The following is a 16,841-nucleotide window of genomic DNA, read 5'->3' on the forward strand; positions in this document are numbered from 1 at the left end:
GATCGTCAGTGATACGCGGGAAGATCATAGGGCCGGAGCTCAACTCACAGGGACCCAAACCATCAAGGATGGAAGCTCATTTCAGTTTCAACAGCAATTTGATGGGTAAAAGACGGCCCAGAAGGTCATGTGCCCATTTTATGACCGCGCCTTGGTGGACAAGGCACTGCACTCTATTCTCAAACTCCCGGAGAGACTTGAACACCCGCATCCAAGTCGTCCCATTTCAGTGCTCATTCCGTATGGCAGCCAACACAGTTGATGTCCTTTGGGAGCGATCCTTTCTCGAGGAACTCCCGGGCTTGCTTGTCCGGGCCGGATCCTGCGGCTTCTTTGACAGTCCGCGCGAAGTATTGTCGAGCTTCCTCGAGATTCCCCAGGCGGTACCATCCTTCCGCCAGGCCGAACAGCAATTCGCCCCGGCTATGCAAGGGTCGTTGAAGGAAATCTGGCGCCTGGATTTTTAGCACCTTTTCATAATCGTCGACCCCTTTCTTGAGCATGGCCTTCGCCGCTTCGGGGTCTCGAACATAGTGCGAGGTACTGAGAAGCACAGCGCCTCTTGGGATCAAGACCTCAACGACTCCAGGGTTGAGAGCCACCGCATCATCCATCTCTTTCAAGCCGCGACCCCGCATTTCAAGTCCTTGTTTGAAGTCCCCCTTTCGAAAAACCTGGCCACTCACAAAGACGAGGCCTGCTCCATGCCAGACCATGGCTTCCGGATGTTTGGGATTCTTTGCCAGTTCGTCTTCACAAAGCTTCATCCCACGATCCAGGGACGCTTGATCTCCCGCATACCCCGAAAAGAAGAGTTCCCGCACCTGATTGTCGAAACGCACAGACTCTTGTGGATGCGATCGTTCTCGCGCCGCGGCCCCCTCCTGTCCCCCGGAGGGCCCAGCCAGGGCGGGAGAGTTAACCATTGCACCAAAAACAAGAACGAAGACAACAAGAATTCCCGTTGTTACTGCCCCGGACCAACCGCCCCTCCCTAAATTCCCAGTGTGGCTTTCACCTGCACCATGCGATCAATCTGGCTCATCAGTTTCCTCCTGAATGTATCAGTGAATGGACGAGGGGCTTCTCCTTCCGTTGCTTGGAGTAGTTCTTTGTGACTCCGCGTCCGTCCTGTTTCCAATCTCTGTTAAATACGGATGGGGTTAAGCGTCATTTCATGAAGTTCAGCGTATTTTTGTAGAGACGAGGCGGCGCGATCATAGTCCGAAAGGGTCCGAGCTTCGGAACCGGACCACACAGGTCTGGGATCAATGGTTCCAGTCACGGGTGGAGGCAGAACCAGTTAACCAGGATTCTGAAGTTGAAGGCTATGAAGTCAGTCGGCTGAAAATTGAAATCCAGTTCCAGAAAGAGATCCTCGAGGCAGATAGAAGCCGCCTTCCAGCTTGTGGCTGGAAGGGCGAGATGGGATCAGGAACGGGAAAAAGGAGTCAGATTAGGCCCGGAGGGCCCCACGAGTGTAGCCCCACCTGAAGAGCCGTCCCGCGCTCTTTGCGGGACGGAGCGAGGGTGGGGTAGCGATGAGAGGAGATTTGAGAGCCCCGCTGGCGGGGTGAAAGAAACGCCTTACGCCGTCGTGGTCGGGTCGTCCCATTTTCCGGAGTAACGCTTGTGGCATCAACAGCGTGAGAAGGGTCGTGAATCAGTCCCGATCCGAGGAGTCGTTCGCGCTCATCCGGATTTATGGGACCACTAAAAAATGGGAAGCTGCCAATCCATTTTCCTGTCTCCGGGCCTGCCGGATGATTCGTTGCAGGTGTGTACACCCCACCCTCGCCCCGCAAAGAACACGGGGCTCAGATGGGGCTACACTCTGGCGGCCCTTCGGGCCTAAGCGAAACCCAGGTGGGGCAGCACTCTGGGTTCCCTCCGGCCCTAATGGGACAAACACGTTGCTCGGAAATCTTTGCCTGACAGAACGAGGACAGATGCCGGCCCCTGTAGGTGCCACCCGTTCCATGCTGGAACAGTATTATGCGTCCTTGTTTTCATCACCACCGTCTCGCAGAGAAGAACTTGCTGCCCACTAGGCGCGCTGAATTTCGGAATCGAGGTCAAAGACCGCATCCCTATCTCTGAATGAAAAGGTTCTTCTCCTATGCGAAGGAATACCGTTGTCGTTGACTTCGCTTATCACAAACCCTAGACTCAGGGCGTTCAATCTGATAGCCATTGATTAATTGATCTTGCTTCGATCAACCCTCTGCCGAGCTGAGGGCGGAGCAAATCCAATTCCGGGTGAGTTGATTGTTCCCAGCCGGGCCGGTTTCTTCGGCGACCTTTGCACATTGAATCTGATCCAAACAAAAGGAGAGAAGAATGGCAGCCGTAAAACTTGTTGTGATGTATCCGCGTCCGAGCGATGTTGAAGCCTTTGAGAAGCGCTACATAAAAGAGCACGTTCCGATGGCTGTTGAAAAGATGGTTGGCAAGACAAAGATCGTGGCCACGAAGGCCGTGGGGTCTCCCCAGGGGACGCCGCTCTACTACCGCATCGCGGAGATTCATTTCCCCTCGATGAAGGAGCTGGAAGCTTGCGCCGCTTCCCAGGGGGCCAAGGAAACCCTGGCCCACGCCTTCATGATTTCCACGGGAGGCCCGCCGGTGATCCTGGTGGCGGAGGAGGAGACGTTCAATTTCTAGCTTATTCGAGCAGTGTTTCGATGCTGCGAAGCCCAGACTGAACCGCAGAGACGCGGCGGTCGCAGAGAAGAGCGGCCTCGTCCGATGGAGCGGTCACGGCAGGCGAACTAACTCTCGGAAATCAAGATTGGGCCGAGTATCGGTTTGGGTCCCGACGATGGTCCCGTGCTGGTCGATCCAATAATAGTTGGAGCCACTCTCCACCTTGATCTCTCGGCCCGTCGTGTGGTCCACCACATCCTCCACTCCCAGGGTGGCGTTGGACCGTCGGCGACTCAACTCATCCATCACTCCCTGGCGGTTCCAGTAGGAATCGGAGATGATTTTTGAGATCTCCTGGTTTGTCCGGCTCACAATCTGCGAGGTGTTGGCCGTGACATTCTGTTGCATCGCCGCCCACTGGGGGTTTTGCTGCAGGGTGCTTAACATGTGCTCCAGGATCGACTGCGTCGATGCCCGCTTCTCAGCCGGGGCAAGAAAACCATAAAGAATATTCACGTTCCAAAGGGCCCCGCCTGAACTGCGCGTCGCCAGGATGCCGGCACAGTAGTACCCCTGCATCACCTGGTTCTCCTGGCGGCAAGAGAACGAGACCTCCCCCGCATTCCAACTCATCGTGACTCCCGGGGTATTTACTTGCGCGTAAAGTGAATTAATAGCCTGAACCAGGTCGGGACGGTCGCGTGTTTCGAGAAAGGAGAGATCCGAACATCCACGGGCGACCTTAGTCGTCACGTACTCCCGTGCAAACGCCGACCCCGACATATACCGGCGCACCATCATGTTCACACCGTATCCGGGTGAGTACCATGAACCTTCCCGAAACCCGGCCATTTGAAGGTAGGGAGTCGGTTCTGTAAACGTCGGAATCTGGGAATCCCCGCCTGTGATTCGGATCTGGCCATCCGGCGAGACGGCTTCCAGGGCCGGTCGCACGTCGACCGACGCAAAACGGAAGGTCCCACCATTCACGCGCCATTGAGCGGGAACCTCCAGGCTGAAGGCATTCTCGTGCGGGTCCTTCCACTCGACATAGCTCACCGGGGACCGTGCGTCCACCGATGGAGCGCCGGCGATCTTAAAGCTGCGAAGGATCTCCGCGAAGACGACCTCCGTCGATCGGTAACTGTCAGACGGCGCAGCCATCGCATACACATAACCGGCGGCGCCTTTCGGACTGGTTGCCCAGGTAAGGATCGCAAGCGAAGATCGCTTCCCCGCATCCGCACGCACCCGGACCGCAGAACTGCCGGAGAATTGAGGTGTCCCCCATCCCGCGTCCGGCCAGATCTTCGCCGCCAGTCTCATCAAGACATAAGGAGCAGAACTCTGATTGAGCGTCGCAGGGATGAAAACGGGCCACACGACCATCTGCGTTCCGTCGCCTCCAAGAAACTCAATACGCCCAGTGGCGCGGTCCGCGCGCACCTTCCACGTTGAAGGCAGGCTGACTGTAAATCCCAGCGGGTCTTGATGGGATATCCACCCCTTCTGCACGACTGCATTGCCGGGAGGATTTCCGGAAATGCCGGGAGCCATTTCAAAAGCAAGGACTCCCACAAACACGACTACGATAGCCACACCCAACCCCAGAGTCAGTTTTTTCATAATCCCCTCCCTCACCCGGGCATTACTCCCGGAAGCGATCTTTCATTGCCACTGCAAAGACAGGCAATCACAGAAAACATGATCTGCACAATTTCCACTCGCGGTTATTGATGGCTCCAAAGGAGGCCCCAGATCCGTCAATCAAAACCATTGCATTGCCGCCCCTCTCAATGCAAACTAGCCCTGAAAACACGTCACTTTCAGGTACACCGCGTGGCGTCGACCCCTCGTCACAGGGGTTCAACCAAATAGAATTCAAACAAGGAATCCCGTGAAACTACTCAAGCCCTTCTTGCTCACCATCATTATCTTCTCCCTTGTACTTATCGGCTGCGGGAAAAAAGAGGCCAGAAAATCTTCCAAGGTGATCGGGGTGACATTGCTCACCCGGGCCCACCTGTTTTACAAGGATCTCGAAGAGGGATTGCTCTCAGCCGCCGCTCGAAACAACTACGAACTGATCATCACGACCGCCGAGTTTGACCTGGGAAGACAATCCGGCCAGATCGAAGATTTTGTGGCGCGCCGGGTGGATGCCATCATCGTGAGTCCCGCCGATTCACGTGGCGTCGGCCCTGCCATCGCCAAGGCCAACCAGGCAAGAATCCCGGTCTTTACGGCCGACATCGCCTCCCAAGAGGGAGAAGTTGTCTGTCATGTTGCTTCGGACAACATCGCGGGGGGCCGACTGGCGGGAGAATATCTTGCCCGAATCCTGAAGGGAAAAGGCAACATCGCCATCATCGATCAGCCCACCCTCACCTCAGTCCTTGACCGGGTGCAAGGATTTAAGAATGCCGTGGCGCAGTATCCCAACCTGCGGATAGTTGCAGACGTGAATGGCGAAGGGGTCCGTGACAAGGCCATGCAGGTGGCCTCCGACATCTTTCAAGCGCATCCGGACTTGATCGGCATCTTCGGAATCAACGATGACTCCGCGCTCGGGGCGCTGGATGCTGTCCAGCAGTTCAACCGATCCGGTATTTCGATCGTGGGGTACGATGCCACGCCCCCGGCGGTGGATGCCATCCTTAGAAACACCGCCCTGAAGGCGGATGTCATCCAATATCCGAGGAAAATCGGAGAAACCACCATCGAAAAGATCAAGGAATACTTTTCCGGCGTGCCTCCTCAAAAAGTTGTTCCGGTCGAGGTAGGAATCGTGGACCGGGATTCCCTTTCCAAAACCCAGACCCGATGAGTTCATCACTCCTGCTTGAAATGGATCACATCACGAAGCAGTATCCCGGTGTGCTGGCACTGGATGAGGTGACGTTTGATTTGTATGCGGGAGAGGTCCACTGCTTGGTGGGGGAGAACGGCGCCGGGAAAACCACATTGATCAAGATTCTCTCAGGGGCGATTCCGAAGGACGCGGGTGAAGTTCGCGTGGATGGGAAACCGGTTCCCCTGCATTCTCCGGCAGACGCCTTGCAAGCCGGCATTGGAATCATCTACCAGGATTTCAAGCTGGTGCCCGAACTCACTGTGGCCGAAAACATCTTCCTCGGCCGGGAGCCGTGCAAGGGACGCTCTCCCTTCATTGATTTTGAGAGGATGCGCGAGGCTGCCCAGGCCGCGCTCCGGCAACTCGGGGAGTCCCTCGATACGGGAGCCCGCGTGAGCACTCTCAGCGTGGCCCAGCAGCAGGTGGTCGAAATTGCCAAGTCCCTGACGAGAAAGAACCGCATTCTGGCCATGGATGAGCCCTCCGCTGCGCTGACTGAGAAAGAGTTGAAGAACCTCTTTGCCGTGATCCGCCGCCTGCAGGAAGAAGGGGTTGGTATCATTTACATCTCCCACCGGATTAATGAAATTTTCGATATTGGAACTCGCGTGACGGTCCTGCGCGATGGAAAACAGGTTCGCACCTGTAAGACCTCTGAGGTGGATCGCAGGGGTCTGGTGAGCTGGATGGTTGGCCGGGAGATGGATCAGGAATATCCAAAGGTCAACCTGCAAAAGGGAAAAGAGATCTTAAAGATAGACAACCTGAATGCAGGCAAGCTCCGTGACATCCACCTCGCAGTCAACCAAGGCGAGATCCTCGGACTCGCTGGATTGGTGGGGGCCGGCCGGACTGAGCTCGCGAGATTCATTTTTGGGGCCGACCCTTGGGAGAGCGGAAAGATCTTCCTCGATGGACAGGAAATTCACCCGCACTCTCCGCGTGAAGCCATCGATGCCGGGATCGGGCTGTTGACCGAAGACCGCAACCGCTATGGCCTGATCATGGAAATGAGCATTGAGAAAAACATCACGCTGTCCAATCTCAAGGCCGTCAGCCGGGGAGGGTTCATTCGGGGAGCGAAGGAGCGAGGCGCCGCGCAGCAGTTTGCCGAAGATTTGCGCATCAAGACTCCCTCGCTCAATCGCGAGGTCTCCAGCCTCAGCGGGGGCAATCGCCAGAAGGTCGTGCTCGCCCGCTGGCTCTTTACCCGTTCCCGCCTGCTCATTTTTGACGAACCCACCGCGGGGATCGACGTGGGCGTGAAGTACGAAATCTACAATCTCCTCAATCAGCTCGCACAGGAGGGGAAAGGCGTGGTCATTATTTCTTCTGACCTTCCGGAACTGCTGGGTCTATGTGACCGCATCGTGGTGTTGTGCGAAGGAAGAATCACGGGGGAGCTGTCCCGCGAGGAGGCGACTGAAGAAAAAATCATGTTGCTGGCGACGAGCGTTGCTGAGACGAGGAGCCATAAGAAGGCACAAGAAATACAAAAATAAGAAAACTTTATGAGGAAGCCAGGAAGACAGGAGGGCTAAGACCTGAGGGCTGTGGCGTGTCAGAACAAATAAGGCAAGCGAAGGATCACAAGACCCGCTAGAAGAAACCGGAAGCCTGTGCTAGTGAAAGGTGGTCGGACAGGGAATTGTCCAACTCTCTGCTGCCCGACTTTCTGAGATTCTCTTGTCAATGACGAAACACGGGGGCTTTAACTCTCCTGTCTTCCTGGCTTCCTAATCGAAGCGTTTATTCCTTGCCTTTCCCACCGGCTGGCGTTGATTCCATGAGTTCTCGAAAAAACATTCTTTCCAGGATTCTGAGCGAGTATGGCATCAGCCTGGCCCTGTTGATCGAGATCATTCTGTTCTCGCGCCTTTCTCCGTTCTTTCTCACGACCGAGAACATCCTCAATGTGACGCTCCAGGTTTCCATCACGGCCATCATCGCGGCAGGAATGACCTTTGTCATCCTGACGGCTGGCATTGACCTTTCGGTCGGCGCCCTGGTGGCCTTCAGTGGCGTCGTGGCAACCAGCGTGTTGAAATGGCCGATTCCGTTGGCCTACTCCTTCCCGCTCTTCCTCGCGACGGCGGTTTTCGTTGGCGCGTTCTCCGGATGGCTGTCGGCCTTCTTCATCACGCGATTCAACGTCACCCCTTTCATCGTGACCCTCGCCCTGATGAGCATCTGGCGCGGGGCGGCTTACCTTTACACCGGCGGCAGACCCGTCTGGGGCTTGCCTCATGCCTTCAGCGTGCTGGGCGGCGGCAGAATCGCAGGCATTCCCTTCCCCACTCTGATCATGATTGCGGTTTATATAGCCGCGTACATTGTGTTGCAGTACACCCGGTTCGGACGACACGTCTATGCCGTCGGAGGAAACCAGGAGGCTGCCCGGCTCGCGGGGATCAATACCAAGCGGGTCCTTAGGCAGGTCTACATGCTCTGTGGGGTGCTGTCTGCCCTGAGTGGAATTCTCCTCGCCTCGCGGATGAATTCGGGGCAGCCGAATGCAGGGTTGATGTACGAGCTGGACGTCATTGCAGCCGTGGTTGTGGGAGGCGCCAGCCTTTTTGGCGGTCGCGGTTCCATTGTCGGGACCTTTGTCGGGGCCATGCTGATCGGTGTGTCGCGTAACGGATTAAATCTACTCAATGTCAACTCCTATATCCAACAGATCATCGTCGGATTGGTGATTTTGGTGGCCGTGATGCTGGACCAGATGAGAAAAAAGTGATTAGCCCAGCCACTCGGAGGGCCCCGGGGTGCAGGACAGCGCTCCCCGGTGGAGCTTTGGCGGCCGGTCGCAAGAGCCCCCGCCACAGAAAGCGTGGCGGGGCTACCAAAGCGTACCACTTCGCGAGATGCTCTCATAAATCAATACTAACGATCATCCTCAGTAGAACTGCGAGGAACCGACATCATGAAAACACCAAAAATCCTTTTGGCTCTCCTTCTCCTGTGCGCTCCGCTCGTTGCGCAGACCCGTGTCGACAAGCTCGCTCAAGCACTCGACTCGCTCACTCTGGCTTCGTTCAACGACTGGAAAATGAGTCCCGATCTCAAGACCGCCCCTGTGATTCAAGGCGATCCGGCTCGTGGCGAATTCGACGACTCCCGATGGGAAACCCTCACCATCGGCACGTCCCTTGAAGTCGACTCCTGCTGGTTGAGGAAAAAGATCACCCTTCCCGACCGCATTCTGGGACAGCCCGTCAGCGGAAAAATCCGGTTTCTGGTCACCGTGGACGACTATGGATTCCTTTGGATTAACGGCCGGGAAAAGGGACGGTTTGATTGGGATGGCGAGTTTGTCCTGACCGAGGATGGCCATCCCGGGGACAAGTTCTTGATTGCCATCAAGGCCATCAACACGGGAGGACCGTTGCGGCTGCTTCGATCCCGGATCCAGATGGAAGGTGAATCAGCAACGACGAAACAGCTCCGCCAGAGAATCCAGGATTTCGCCTTAAGCCTGAGGGTCGGACAAAAACTGTTGAGCTTTGATACCTATCAGACCAATGCCACGAAGCGCGAAGATCCCGGCATCGACAAATCGAGCATGGATAAAGAGGAGAAAAGACATCTCTCCGAGTCCCTCGAGGATCTCGCAGGACTGGTCGACGTCGATGCTTTGAAAAGTGGATCAGTGGATAGATTTCTTCTGTCGATGGAGGGCGTGCGGGCGCAATTGAAACCCATTGATGCCTTTGCCAAAAGATTTAAGCTGGTCTTGACCGCCAATGCCCACATCGATGCCGCCTGGTTGTGGCGCGAGAAGGAAACGGTCGAGGTCTGCAAGAACACTTTCAACTCGGTCCTTAAAATGATGGAGACGCGGCCGGATTTCACCTATACCCAAAGCTCCGCGGCCTACTACGACTGGATGGAGCAATTGTACCCTGATGTGTTTTCAAAAATTAAACAGCGGGTCAAAGAAGGGCGATGGGAAGTGGTCGGAGGGATGTGGGTAGAACCGGACTGCAACCTGCCCAGCGGGGAATCCTGGGCGCATCACCTGCTCTATGGCAAACAATATTTCAAGGAGCATCTGGGGGCCGAGGTGACCGTCGGATGGAATCCCGATTCTTTCGGCTACAACTGGAACATGCCCATGATGTATCGCAACGCCGGTATCGATGCGTTTATTACACAGAAGATCGGTTGGAACGAATCCAATGTTTTTCCCTACCACGTCTTCTGGTGGGAGGGGCCGGACGGCTCCCGCATTCTCTGTTACTTTCCGTTCGACTACGTCAGTGACGTGACTGATCCGTACATGTTGGTCGATTGGCTCCGCCAATTCGAAGCCAACACCGGCTTCACGCGATTCTTAATCCTTTTCGGCGTGGGAGACCACGGAGGCGGGCCGACCGAAGCAATGCTGGAACGAATCGAACACTTTAAGTCTCTCGACATTTATCCGAAGATCGAGTACAGCACGGCGAGGGAATACCTGAACTGGTTGAAAAACCAGGATCCCACAAGAATTCCAACATGGAAGGATGAACTCTACCTTGAATACCACCAGGGGACTTTCACAACCCAGGCAAAGATGAAGGAATTCAATCGCCATAACGAGAGTCTTCTGACCAGCGCGGAGAAATTTTCCTCGCTCGCATCACTGGTTGGAGGCCGTGTTCATAAGGAAGCCCTCCAAGACGCGTGGCGAAATCTAATGTTTGACCAGTTCCATGACATCCTGCCGGGATCCGGGATCCGCGAAGTGTACCTTGACGCCGCCGAGCGACACCAGGCAGCAGAGGACATAGGAAATCATGAGTTGCGGACAGCAATCGGAACGATTGCAGGGAAAGTCAATACCTCCGCTGCAAGAGGTCACAGCGCAGTGGTTGTATTTAATCCGCTGTCGTGGGAAAGAACCGATTTGGTTGAAGCCCCGCTGCCCGAAGGGGACCATGGAGCTTACGCCCTCTTCGAGGTCAACGGCGCAGAGGTGGTTTCCCAGATCATTCAGAAGGATCGCTACCATCGCGCCTTGCTCTTTGTCGCGGAAAAGGTCCCCTCCCTGGGCTACAAAGTCTATGCCCTGCGAAAGCAGAAACCCGCCGCTCAGCCCACGGCACTCTCATTTGCCTCACCCCTCGCTCTTGAGAATGAATTTTTCCGCGTCAATGTCGATGGGGCGACGGGATGGGTCCAAAGCGCCTTCGACAAGCGCATCGGAAAAGAACTCTTGAGTGCTTCCGGGAATGAACTGCAGATCCTGGAGGACAAGCCGAAACAGTGGGATGCCTGGAATATCGGTCTTACCGGGACGGTGTATCCCTCAACCTTGCGCAAGGTCGAGGTAGTTGAAAAGGGGCCAGTTCGTTCGATCATAAGGATCCATCGGGATGTCCTAGGTCCAGGATTCAAACGGGAGTTTCCGGCCGAAGGCTTCCCGAGCTCCTTCTTCATCCAGGATGTGATCCTCTATTCCGGCCTGGATCGGATTGAATTCCGAACCCAAGTGGACTGGTGGGAGGACAGAACCATGCTGAAGGTCGCGTTTCCCTTGGCGGTCCACGACAGGATGGCCACCTACGAGATTCCCTTTGGTCAGATACGACGCTCCACAGGAATGAATGATCGATGGGAGAAGGCCCGGGTGGAGGTGCCCGCCGAGAGATGGGCAGACTTGTCTCAGGATGATTCTGGCGTGAGCCTCTTGAACCGGTCCAAGTACGGATACGACATCAAGGGGAACACCATCCGGCTCTCCCTGCTTCGCTCGCCCAAATGGCCCGACCCCACCGCCGACCGCGGCAAACATATCATTGAATACGCCCTCTATCCTCATCTCGGCAGGGTGAACGAAGGGCGAACGGCCGCACGCGGCTATGAGTACAACAATCCTTTAATCGTCTACCTCACGGATTTACATCCCGGCGGATTGCCACCCACTCATTCATTTGTTCAGATCAAGCCGGATACACTGGTCCTGACCACAATCAAGCAAGCCGAAGATTCTGAGGCATGGGTACTCCAGTGGTATGACGCCAAGGGTGAAGACACCAACGCCGTCGTAACCTTGCCGCGGACTCCTAAAAAGGTGGTTCAATCCAATTTTCTGGAGGAAGATGGAGAACCAGTCCAGTTTGAAAAGAATGTTGTGAAGTTTCGTACAAGAAAAAATGCTGTGGTGACCATTAAAGTGACCTTTTAGGTCGCTCCAGCCTCAGACATTCCCGAGTACCAGCTCCCAAGGGATCATGCCAGGAACCCCCTTCTTCCCTCCCTGGCGACACTGCTGGAAATCTCCTGCTCCGTAAATCCGGAGAAAATCCATAAATCAATACAAATTTTTGTAGAAGAAGCTGAAAACCGGGAGGTCGGTTTCTGGTCAATTTTATACACTTTCTCCATCCGTATCAGAGAGACGCGATCCGCGAATGCGCACCCGCAATGGTTGGTGACAAAATTGCTGGCCTTTTCGAGACCACTAATTATCTCAGTCGGAGGAAACAAATGAAAAAGATCGTAGTGTTGTTGTTTGGGATTTTCCTGGCAAGTGTCATCTGGGCCGATGGTTCTGATGATAGGGACCTTTTGAATTTCGGATCAATGGTGGGGGTATCGGGGCCATTTGTGGGCCCAGTCACCCCCATCCAAGGTGTGGGAGGGGCTGGGCGTAATTGGACAGTCTCCAGAGCCAGGGGGGAACTTAAGTCGAATGGGGAAATTGAGGTCCACGTTAGAGGACTGGTGTTTGCCGACGGAACCGGGGCTGGTACCAACCCCTTGAAAACTTTCCGTGCAGTACTGAGTTGCCAGAGTATCGATGCCGCAGGCAAGCCGACTATTATTCTTTCAAGCACCGGAGATTTTCCGGCTTCCCCAGAGGGAGATGCTGAAATCGAGGGAACGGTTGAAGTGGCGAGCCCGTGCTTTGCTCCCATCGTGTTCGTGACTACCTCCACCCCAATACCGAGGTGGCTGGCTGTCACCGGTCACTGAAGAGGAAACATGGAATGAGGAGGAAGTCTGCCCCTCCTCCTCCAAAAGAAAGCATGCAAGTTTCACCCATTCAGTAATTAGCAACCCAACCAAGCTTCGCAATATCGTGGAATATTTCCCGTCCTAACGATCGATCTCGTGAGGTGGAGAGCTTATGCCCCAGGGAGCAGCAAAGACCCAAAAGAAATCTCTTTACCGCGTGCACCCTGGAGTCTTGATGGTGCAAAAAGGGATTGCAGAACTGCCTCAAAGAACCGGCAAGTCACTGGACGAGTGGATTTCGGATTGCGGACTTCGAATCGGGGGAGGCCCTTCTTGAATTCGTGCGCAACACGGCGGCAAGACTTTCAAGGAAGGATCGAGGATACAACCAATCCATGAAAGAGAAAGCTGAAGCAGTCACATTTCGTCAGGTCCTGAAGAACAAGCAGTTCTTCGTGCTCTGGATGGCCCAGTACATCAGCAATTTCGGGGACTGGCTGGCTGTGCTGGCGTTGTTCAGTCTGGTAGCTTTTCGATTGCATGGGTCGCCCTATCAAGTGGGGGGTATCTTCCTTGCCTACGGTATTCCCTGGGCCCTTCTGGGGCCAGTTGCGGGGGTTTTTGTCGATCGCTGGAACCTCAAGTGGACAATGATCTCGAGTGACCTGATTCGCGCAGTTCTGGCGTTGATGCTCGTGTTTGCCCACGACTTGTCGCTGCTCTATCTTCTCTTTTTTGGTTTGAGCGCGGTATCTTGTTTTTTCATGCCCGCCCAAACCTCCGCAATTCCGGTGCTGGTCAGCAAGGATGAATTGCTGGTGGCCAATGCCGCAAATACGCAATCCATTCACTTCAACAAGATCATCAGCCCGGCGGTGGCAGGATTCTTGGTGGCATGGGCGGGAGAGAAGGTTTGTTTCTACCTCGATGCCCTGTCGTTCGTGATTTCGGCGGCGCTTCTTTCAAGGCTTCTTCTGACACGAGTCCCGAAGGATTCCGTCCGAGGGGTCCGAGCCCTGCTTGGAGAAATGCGGGAAGGTTTCCGTTTCATTTGGAACCAACCCTCCGTCCGGTTCGTGACTGGGGCGATGGCTGTGACGCTCCTGGCGGCGGGGGCGTTCGATGCCTTGATCGCCGTTTATGTGCGCGACATCCTGCATTCAGAGTCCCAGGTGTTCGGTGCCCTGGTCGCGCTGGTCGGGCTTGGGACGATCGTCGGCGCCCTACTCATCGGCAGGTTTGCGCAGAAGTGGTCCCGGGCGATGATGGTTTCGTTCGGCATCATGGGATGTGGCGTAGGCATTTTCCTGCTCGCCGTGTCGGCTACTGCGCCGGTCGCCCTGGTCTCGAGCCTCGCACTGGGGTTTGCAGTCAGCGCTGTGATGATCCCATCGCAGACCCTGGTACAGGAAGAAACCCCCCAGGCGATGCTGGGCCGAGTGAGCAGTACCGGCATTTCGTTGATGACCGTTTTCCAGATCGTCGGGGTCTCTATCTCAGGAAAGGTCGCGAACTGGACCGGGGTGCGCGCCCTTTACGACCTCATCGCCGTGTTCCTGGTCGTGATGGGAGCGGCAGGCTACCTGCATCTACGCACTCGCGGCGTGACTGATCCAAAGGCGTCCACTCCGGAAGGACTGGTCTCTGAATGACTCCACGAGACGATCCCGCGACTCCGCAATGATCCTGACCATTGTCCCCAGGACACCGGGCGGTGACCTCCGTCATCCCTGCCGACCCAAGTCAAATCGTGAATCCGGTATCTCTTGACACCCCGAGCCCCGCGCCATAAAATTCTGCCCGCTGCAAGGCTTTCTTATCTCAAATTAAAATTTTGTGAATCCTCGGGGATTCGCAGGCCGGCCGAGAGGCGCAATCAGCCGGGGCTATGGCCCGGGCATTGAAAGGCCCTTGAGAGACTATGTGCCAGGAGCGCTGCCGTGGGCACAACTCTCTGTATGCGGAATGGACTCCCCATTCCCTTAAGAGCAGCGCCACATAACAGCAGGCTGTTTCGGTCCGGCCGGACTCATTCAGTTATTCGGGTCACAACAAAACCACCTCAGGAGGTGCATGAAAATGACAGCAACTCAGCAGGCCTTCAATCAATCGAGGGTTGAAACGTTTTTGGGCAAAGCCGTCAATGACTTTGGCGCCGCGGTGAGCGCAGCCCTGGTGGTCATTGGCGATAAGCTTGGGCTCTACAAGGCGATGGCAGGAGCGCCGCCGATGACTCCCGGAGAACTCGCCCAAAGAACCGGAACGGACGAGCGTTATGTTCGGGACTGGCTCATCAATCAAGCAGCAGGCGGGTATATTGATTACAACCCGGCGACCAGGCGCTATTCGCTGCCTCCCGAACACGCCCTGGCCCTTGCCGACGACCGTAGCCCGTTCTTTGTTTGCGGCGGCTTCCAGGTGATCACCGCCATGATGAAGTCCAGCGGGCGCATCGCCGAAGCCTTTCAGACCGGCAGGGGTATGTTCTGGGGTGAGCACGATAATGACCTCTTTGAAGGAACAGAACGATTCTTCCGTCCCGGTTATGCTGCGAACCTCATTTCAAACTGGGTCCCGGCGCTGGACGGCGTCAAAGCGAAACTGGAAGCGGGCGCCAGAGTAGCCGACATAGGCTGCGGGCATGGCGCCTCCACCCTCATCATGGCCCAGGCCTTTCCAAAGTCCCGATTCTTCGGCTTCGACAATCACGCCCCTTCCATCACCCATGCCCGCAAGGCCGCCTTCACCGCCGGCGTTGCTGATCGGGTCACATTCGACATCGCAGGTGCGACCAATTTCCCCGGCTCGGGTTACGATCTGGTCGCATTTTTTGATTGCCTCCACGATCTCGGCGAACCTGCCGGTTCGCTGAAACGGGCCCTGGACACCTTGAGCCCGGAGGGAACGGTGCTCATCGTGGAACCGATGGCCTCAGAAAATGTGGAGGGCAACTTCAATCCGGTGGGACGGGTGTTCTCCGGGGCTTCAGTACTCTGCTGTACTCCCAATGCTATTGCCTCGGGTCAGACTGCGTTGGGCACGATCGCCACAGAGGAACAGCTCCGAATGGTGGTCACCTCCGCCGGCTTCACCCGGTTTCGCCGCGCCACTGAAACGCCGTTTAACCGCGTCTTTGAAGCCCGTCCCTGATCCGGACGAGCCGAAAGCAAAATCAGATTTTATTAGGAGACCAGGAAACCTAGGGATGGGTGGTCGATGGATAGCCCTCCGCAGCGGGATTAGCAGGTTCTGTTTCGACGGAAGGTTTTTCACTTCCTGTATTCCTGGTCTCCTAGTGATAAATTCTCTTGCCCTTGCCAGAACAAATTCTGTTCATAAGCGACCAAGGTCTCGATGAATGAACATCCCGGCGTGTGAATCTTCTTCTTGCGCGCTGAAACTCATGACGGTGGTCATACGTAATGCTTGATAGTCAATCTGTTCATTGCAACAAGACTACAAATTGACCGGCATGCCGGACTGAGGACTTCACGATGTGATCATCAGGTCAAACCATCCAAGGTCAGGCACCCGGCACCTCGAATCCACACAGAGGTCCAGCCAGTTCATTCAAGGAGAGTGTTCCATGTTTCGAAGACTTAGTTTGAGTTTAGCCTGTTTGATGATATTGGCGCTGCCTGTATGCGCCCAAACCGTGGACGAAATCGTCAACAAACACATCCAAGCGCTGGGCGGCTTGGAGAAGCTCAAGGCGGTGAAGACAATTCGTTTCTCAGGCAAGATGCAGCTGGGCCAAGGCCTGGAAGCCCCCGCTGTCCTGGAGAAGAAACGCCCGAACAACCTGCGGATGGAATTCACCATCCAGGGACTCACGGCCGTCCAGGCCTATGACGGGAAGACGGGCTGGTCGCTCATGCCCTTTGGGGGCAAGAAAGATCCCGAACCGATGGGAGAAGATGAACTCAAGGCCTTCACCGAGGAAGCCGATTTTGATGGCCCCCTGGTCGATTACAAGGAGAAAGGCAACAAGGTCGAATTAGTGGGCAAAGAACCGGTGGAGGGGACTGACGCTTACAAACTCAAGGTGACTCTGAAAGACGGAGAGGTCGATTACGTGTACCTCGATACCGATTCCTATCTTCAATTGCGGCAAGAGAGCAAGCGGACCGTCCGAGGAACTGAACGCGAATCAGAAGTCAACCTCGGCGACTACAAGGAAGTGGAAGGCCTCGTGCTTCCGTTCTCTTACGAGATGGGGATGAAAGGGGTGCCCCAAAAACAGAAGATCACGATTGACAAGGTTGAATTGAATCCGGCCGTTGAGGACGCGCGCTTCAAGATGCCCGAAGTGAAGAAGGAGGAGCCCAAGCCGGAAGAGAAGAAGCCCGTGGATAAGAAGCCTCCTGAAGAGAAGAAGTGACGGATTTCGATTTTT

At 55.5% G+C, this 16,841-nt stretch carries 10 protein-coding genes; 8 read left to right on the forward strand and 2 right to left on the reverse strand.

The features are described from left to right. Nucleotides 1–233: 233 nt before the first annotated feature. Nucleotides 234–842: a hypothetical protein gene (locus LAO21_11075; GenBank protein MBZ5553253.1), complete on the reverse strand. Its 609-nt coding sequence runs from the start codon at nucleotides 840–842 to the stop codon at nucleotides 234–236. Nucleotides 843–2,340: 1,498 nt separating this feature from the next. On the opposite strand from LAO21_11075, the gene LAO21_11080 reads away from it, so the two are divergent. Continuing rightward, complete coding sequence (locus tag LAO21_11080; protein MBZ5553254.1) at nucleotides 2,341–2,664, forward strand: EthD family reductase; 324 nt, start codon at nucleotides 2,341–2,343, stop codon at nucleotides 2,662–2,664. Between the two features lie 93 nt (nucleotides 2,665–2,757). Here LAO21_11080 and LAO21_11085 read toward each other — a convergent pair whose 3' ends face one another. Next, nucleotides 2,758–4,272 carry a hypothetical protein gene (locus LAO21_11085; GenBank protein MBZ5553255.1) on the reverse strand — a complete coding sequence of 505 codons (1,515 nt, stop codon included), beginning with the start codon at nucleotides 4,270–4,272 and terminating at the stop codon, nucleotides 2,758–2,760. Nucleotides 4,273–4,543: 271 nt separating this feature from the next. Here LAO21_11085 and LAO21_11090 point away from each other — a divergent pair, with 271 nt between their 5' ends. The 7 genes from LAO21_11090 to LAO21_11120 all read left to right on the forward strand — a co-directional run bounded on the left by LAO21_11090 (nucleotide 4,544) and on the right by LAO21_11120 (nucleotide 16,826). Then, nucleotides 4,544–5,473 (forward strand): substrate-binding domain-containing protein, encoded by a 930-nt coding sequence (locus tag LAO21_11090; GenBank protein ID MBZ5553256.1) that lies wholly within the window; start codon nucleotides 4,544–4,546, stop codon nucleotides 5,471–5,473. Further along, complete coding sequence (locus LAO21_11095) at nucleotides 5,470–7,002, forward strand: sugar ABC transporter ATP-binding protein (GenBank protein MBZ5553257.1); 1,533 nt, start codon at nucleotides 5,470–5,472, stop codon at nucleotides 7,000–7,002. The genes LAO21_11090 and LAO21_11095 overlap by 4 nt, the downstream gene beginning before the upstream one ends. Nucleotides 7,003–7,286: 284 nt before the next feature. Beyond that, entirely contained in the window at nucleotides 7,287–8,240 is a 954-nt protein-coding gene (locus tag LAO21_11100) for an ABC transporter permease (GenBank protein ID MBZ5553258.1), read from the forward strand. Between the two features lie 186 nt (nucleotides 8,241–8,426). Next, a complete protein-coding gene (locus tag LAO21_11105; GenBank protein ID MBZ5553259.1) occupies nucleotides 8,427–11,672 on the forward strand; it encodes a hypothetical protein in 3,246 nt (1,081 codons plus the stop codon). Between the two features lie 1,168 nt (nucleotides 11,673–12,840). Beyond that, complete coding sequence (locus LAO21_11110) at nucleotides 12,841–14,097, forward strand: MFS transporter (protein MBZ5553260.1); 1,257 nt, start codon at nucleotides 12,841–12,843, stop codon at nucleotides 14,095–14,097. Nucleotides 14,098–14,518: 421 nt separating this feature from the next. After that, complete coding sequence (locus LAO21_11115) at nucleotides 14,519–15,595, forward strand: class I SAM-dependent methyltransferase (protein MBZ5553261.1); 1,077 nt, start codon at nucleotides 14,519–14,521, stop codon at nucleotides 15,593–15,595. A gap of 436 nt (nucleotides 15,596–16,031) precedes the next feature. Further along, the gene (locus tag LAO21_11120) at nucleotides 16,032–16,826 is read left to right on the forward strand and encodes an outer membrane lipoprotein-sorting protein (protein ID MBZ5553262.1); all 795 of its coding nucleotides are present in this window, start codon (nucleotides 16,032–16,034) and stop codon (nucleotides 16,824–16,826) included. The last annotated feature ends 15 nt before the right edge of the window (nucleotides 16,827–16,841 follow it).

Source organism: Terriglobia bacterium (assembly GCA_020073085.1).
In the GTDB taxonomy this organism is placed as follows: domain Bacteria; phylum Acidobacteriota; class Terriglobia; order JAIQFV01; family JAIQFV01; genus JAIQFV01.

Coding starts and splice junctions, on each gene's coding strand:
- LAO21_11080 (MBZ5553254.1), top strand. CDS start 2,341: ATGGCAGCCGTAAAACTTGTTGTGATGTATCCGCGTCCGAGCGATGTT.
- LAO21_11100 (MBZ5553258.1), top strand. CDS start 7,287: ATGAGTTCTCGAAAAAACATTCTTTCCAGGATTCTGAGCGAGTATGGC.
- LAO21_11085 (MBZ5553255.1), bottom strand. CDS start 4,272: ATGAAAAAACTGACTCTGGGGTTGGGTGTGGCTATCGTAGTCGTGTTT.
- LAO21_11120 (MBZ5553262.1), top strand. CDS start 16,032: ATGTTTCGAAGACTTAGTTTGAGTTTAGCCTGTTTGATGATATTGGCG.
- LAO21_11115 (MBZ5553261.1), top strand. CDS start 14,519: ATGAAAATGACAGCAACTCAGCAGGCCTTCAATCAATCGAGGGTTGAA.
- LAO21_11105 (MBZ5553259.1), top strand. CDS start 8,427: ATGAAAACACCAAAAATCCTTTTGGCTCTCCTTCTCCTGTGCGCTCCG.
- LAO21_11110 (MBZ5553260.1), top strand. CDS start 12,841: ATGAAAGAGAAAGCTGAAGCAGTCACATTTCGTCAGGTCCTGAAGAAC.
- LAO21_11095 (MBZ5553257.1), top strand. CDS start 5,470: ATGAGTTCATCACTCCTGCTTGAAATGGATCACATCACGAAGCAGTAT.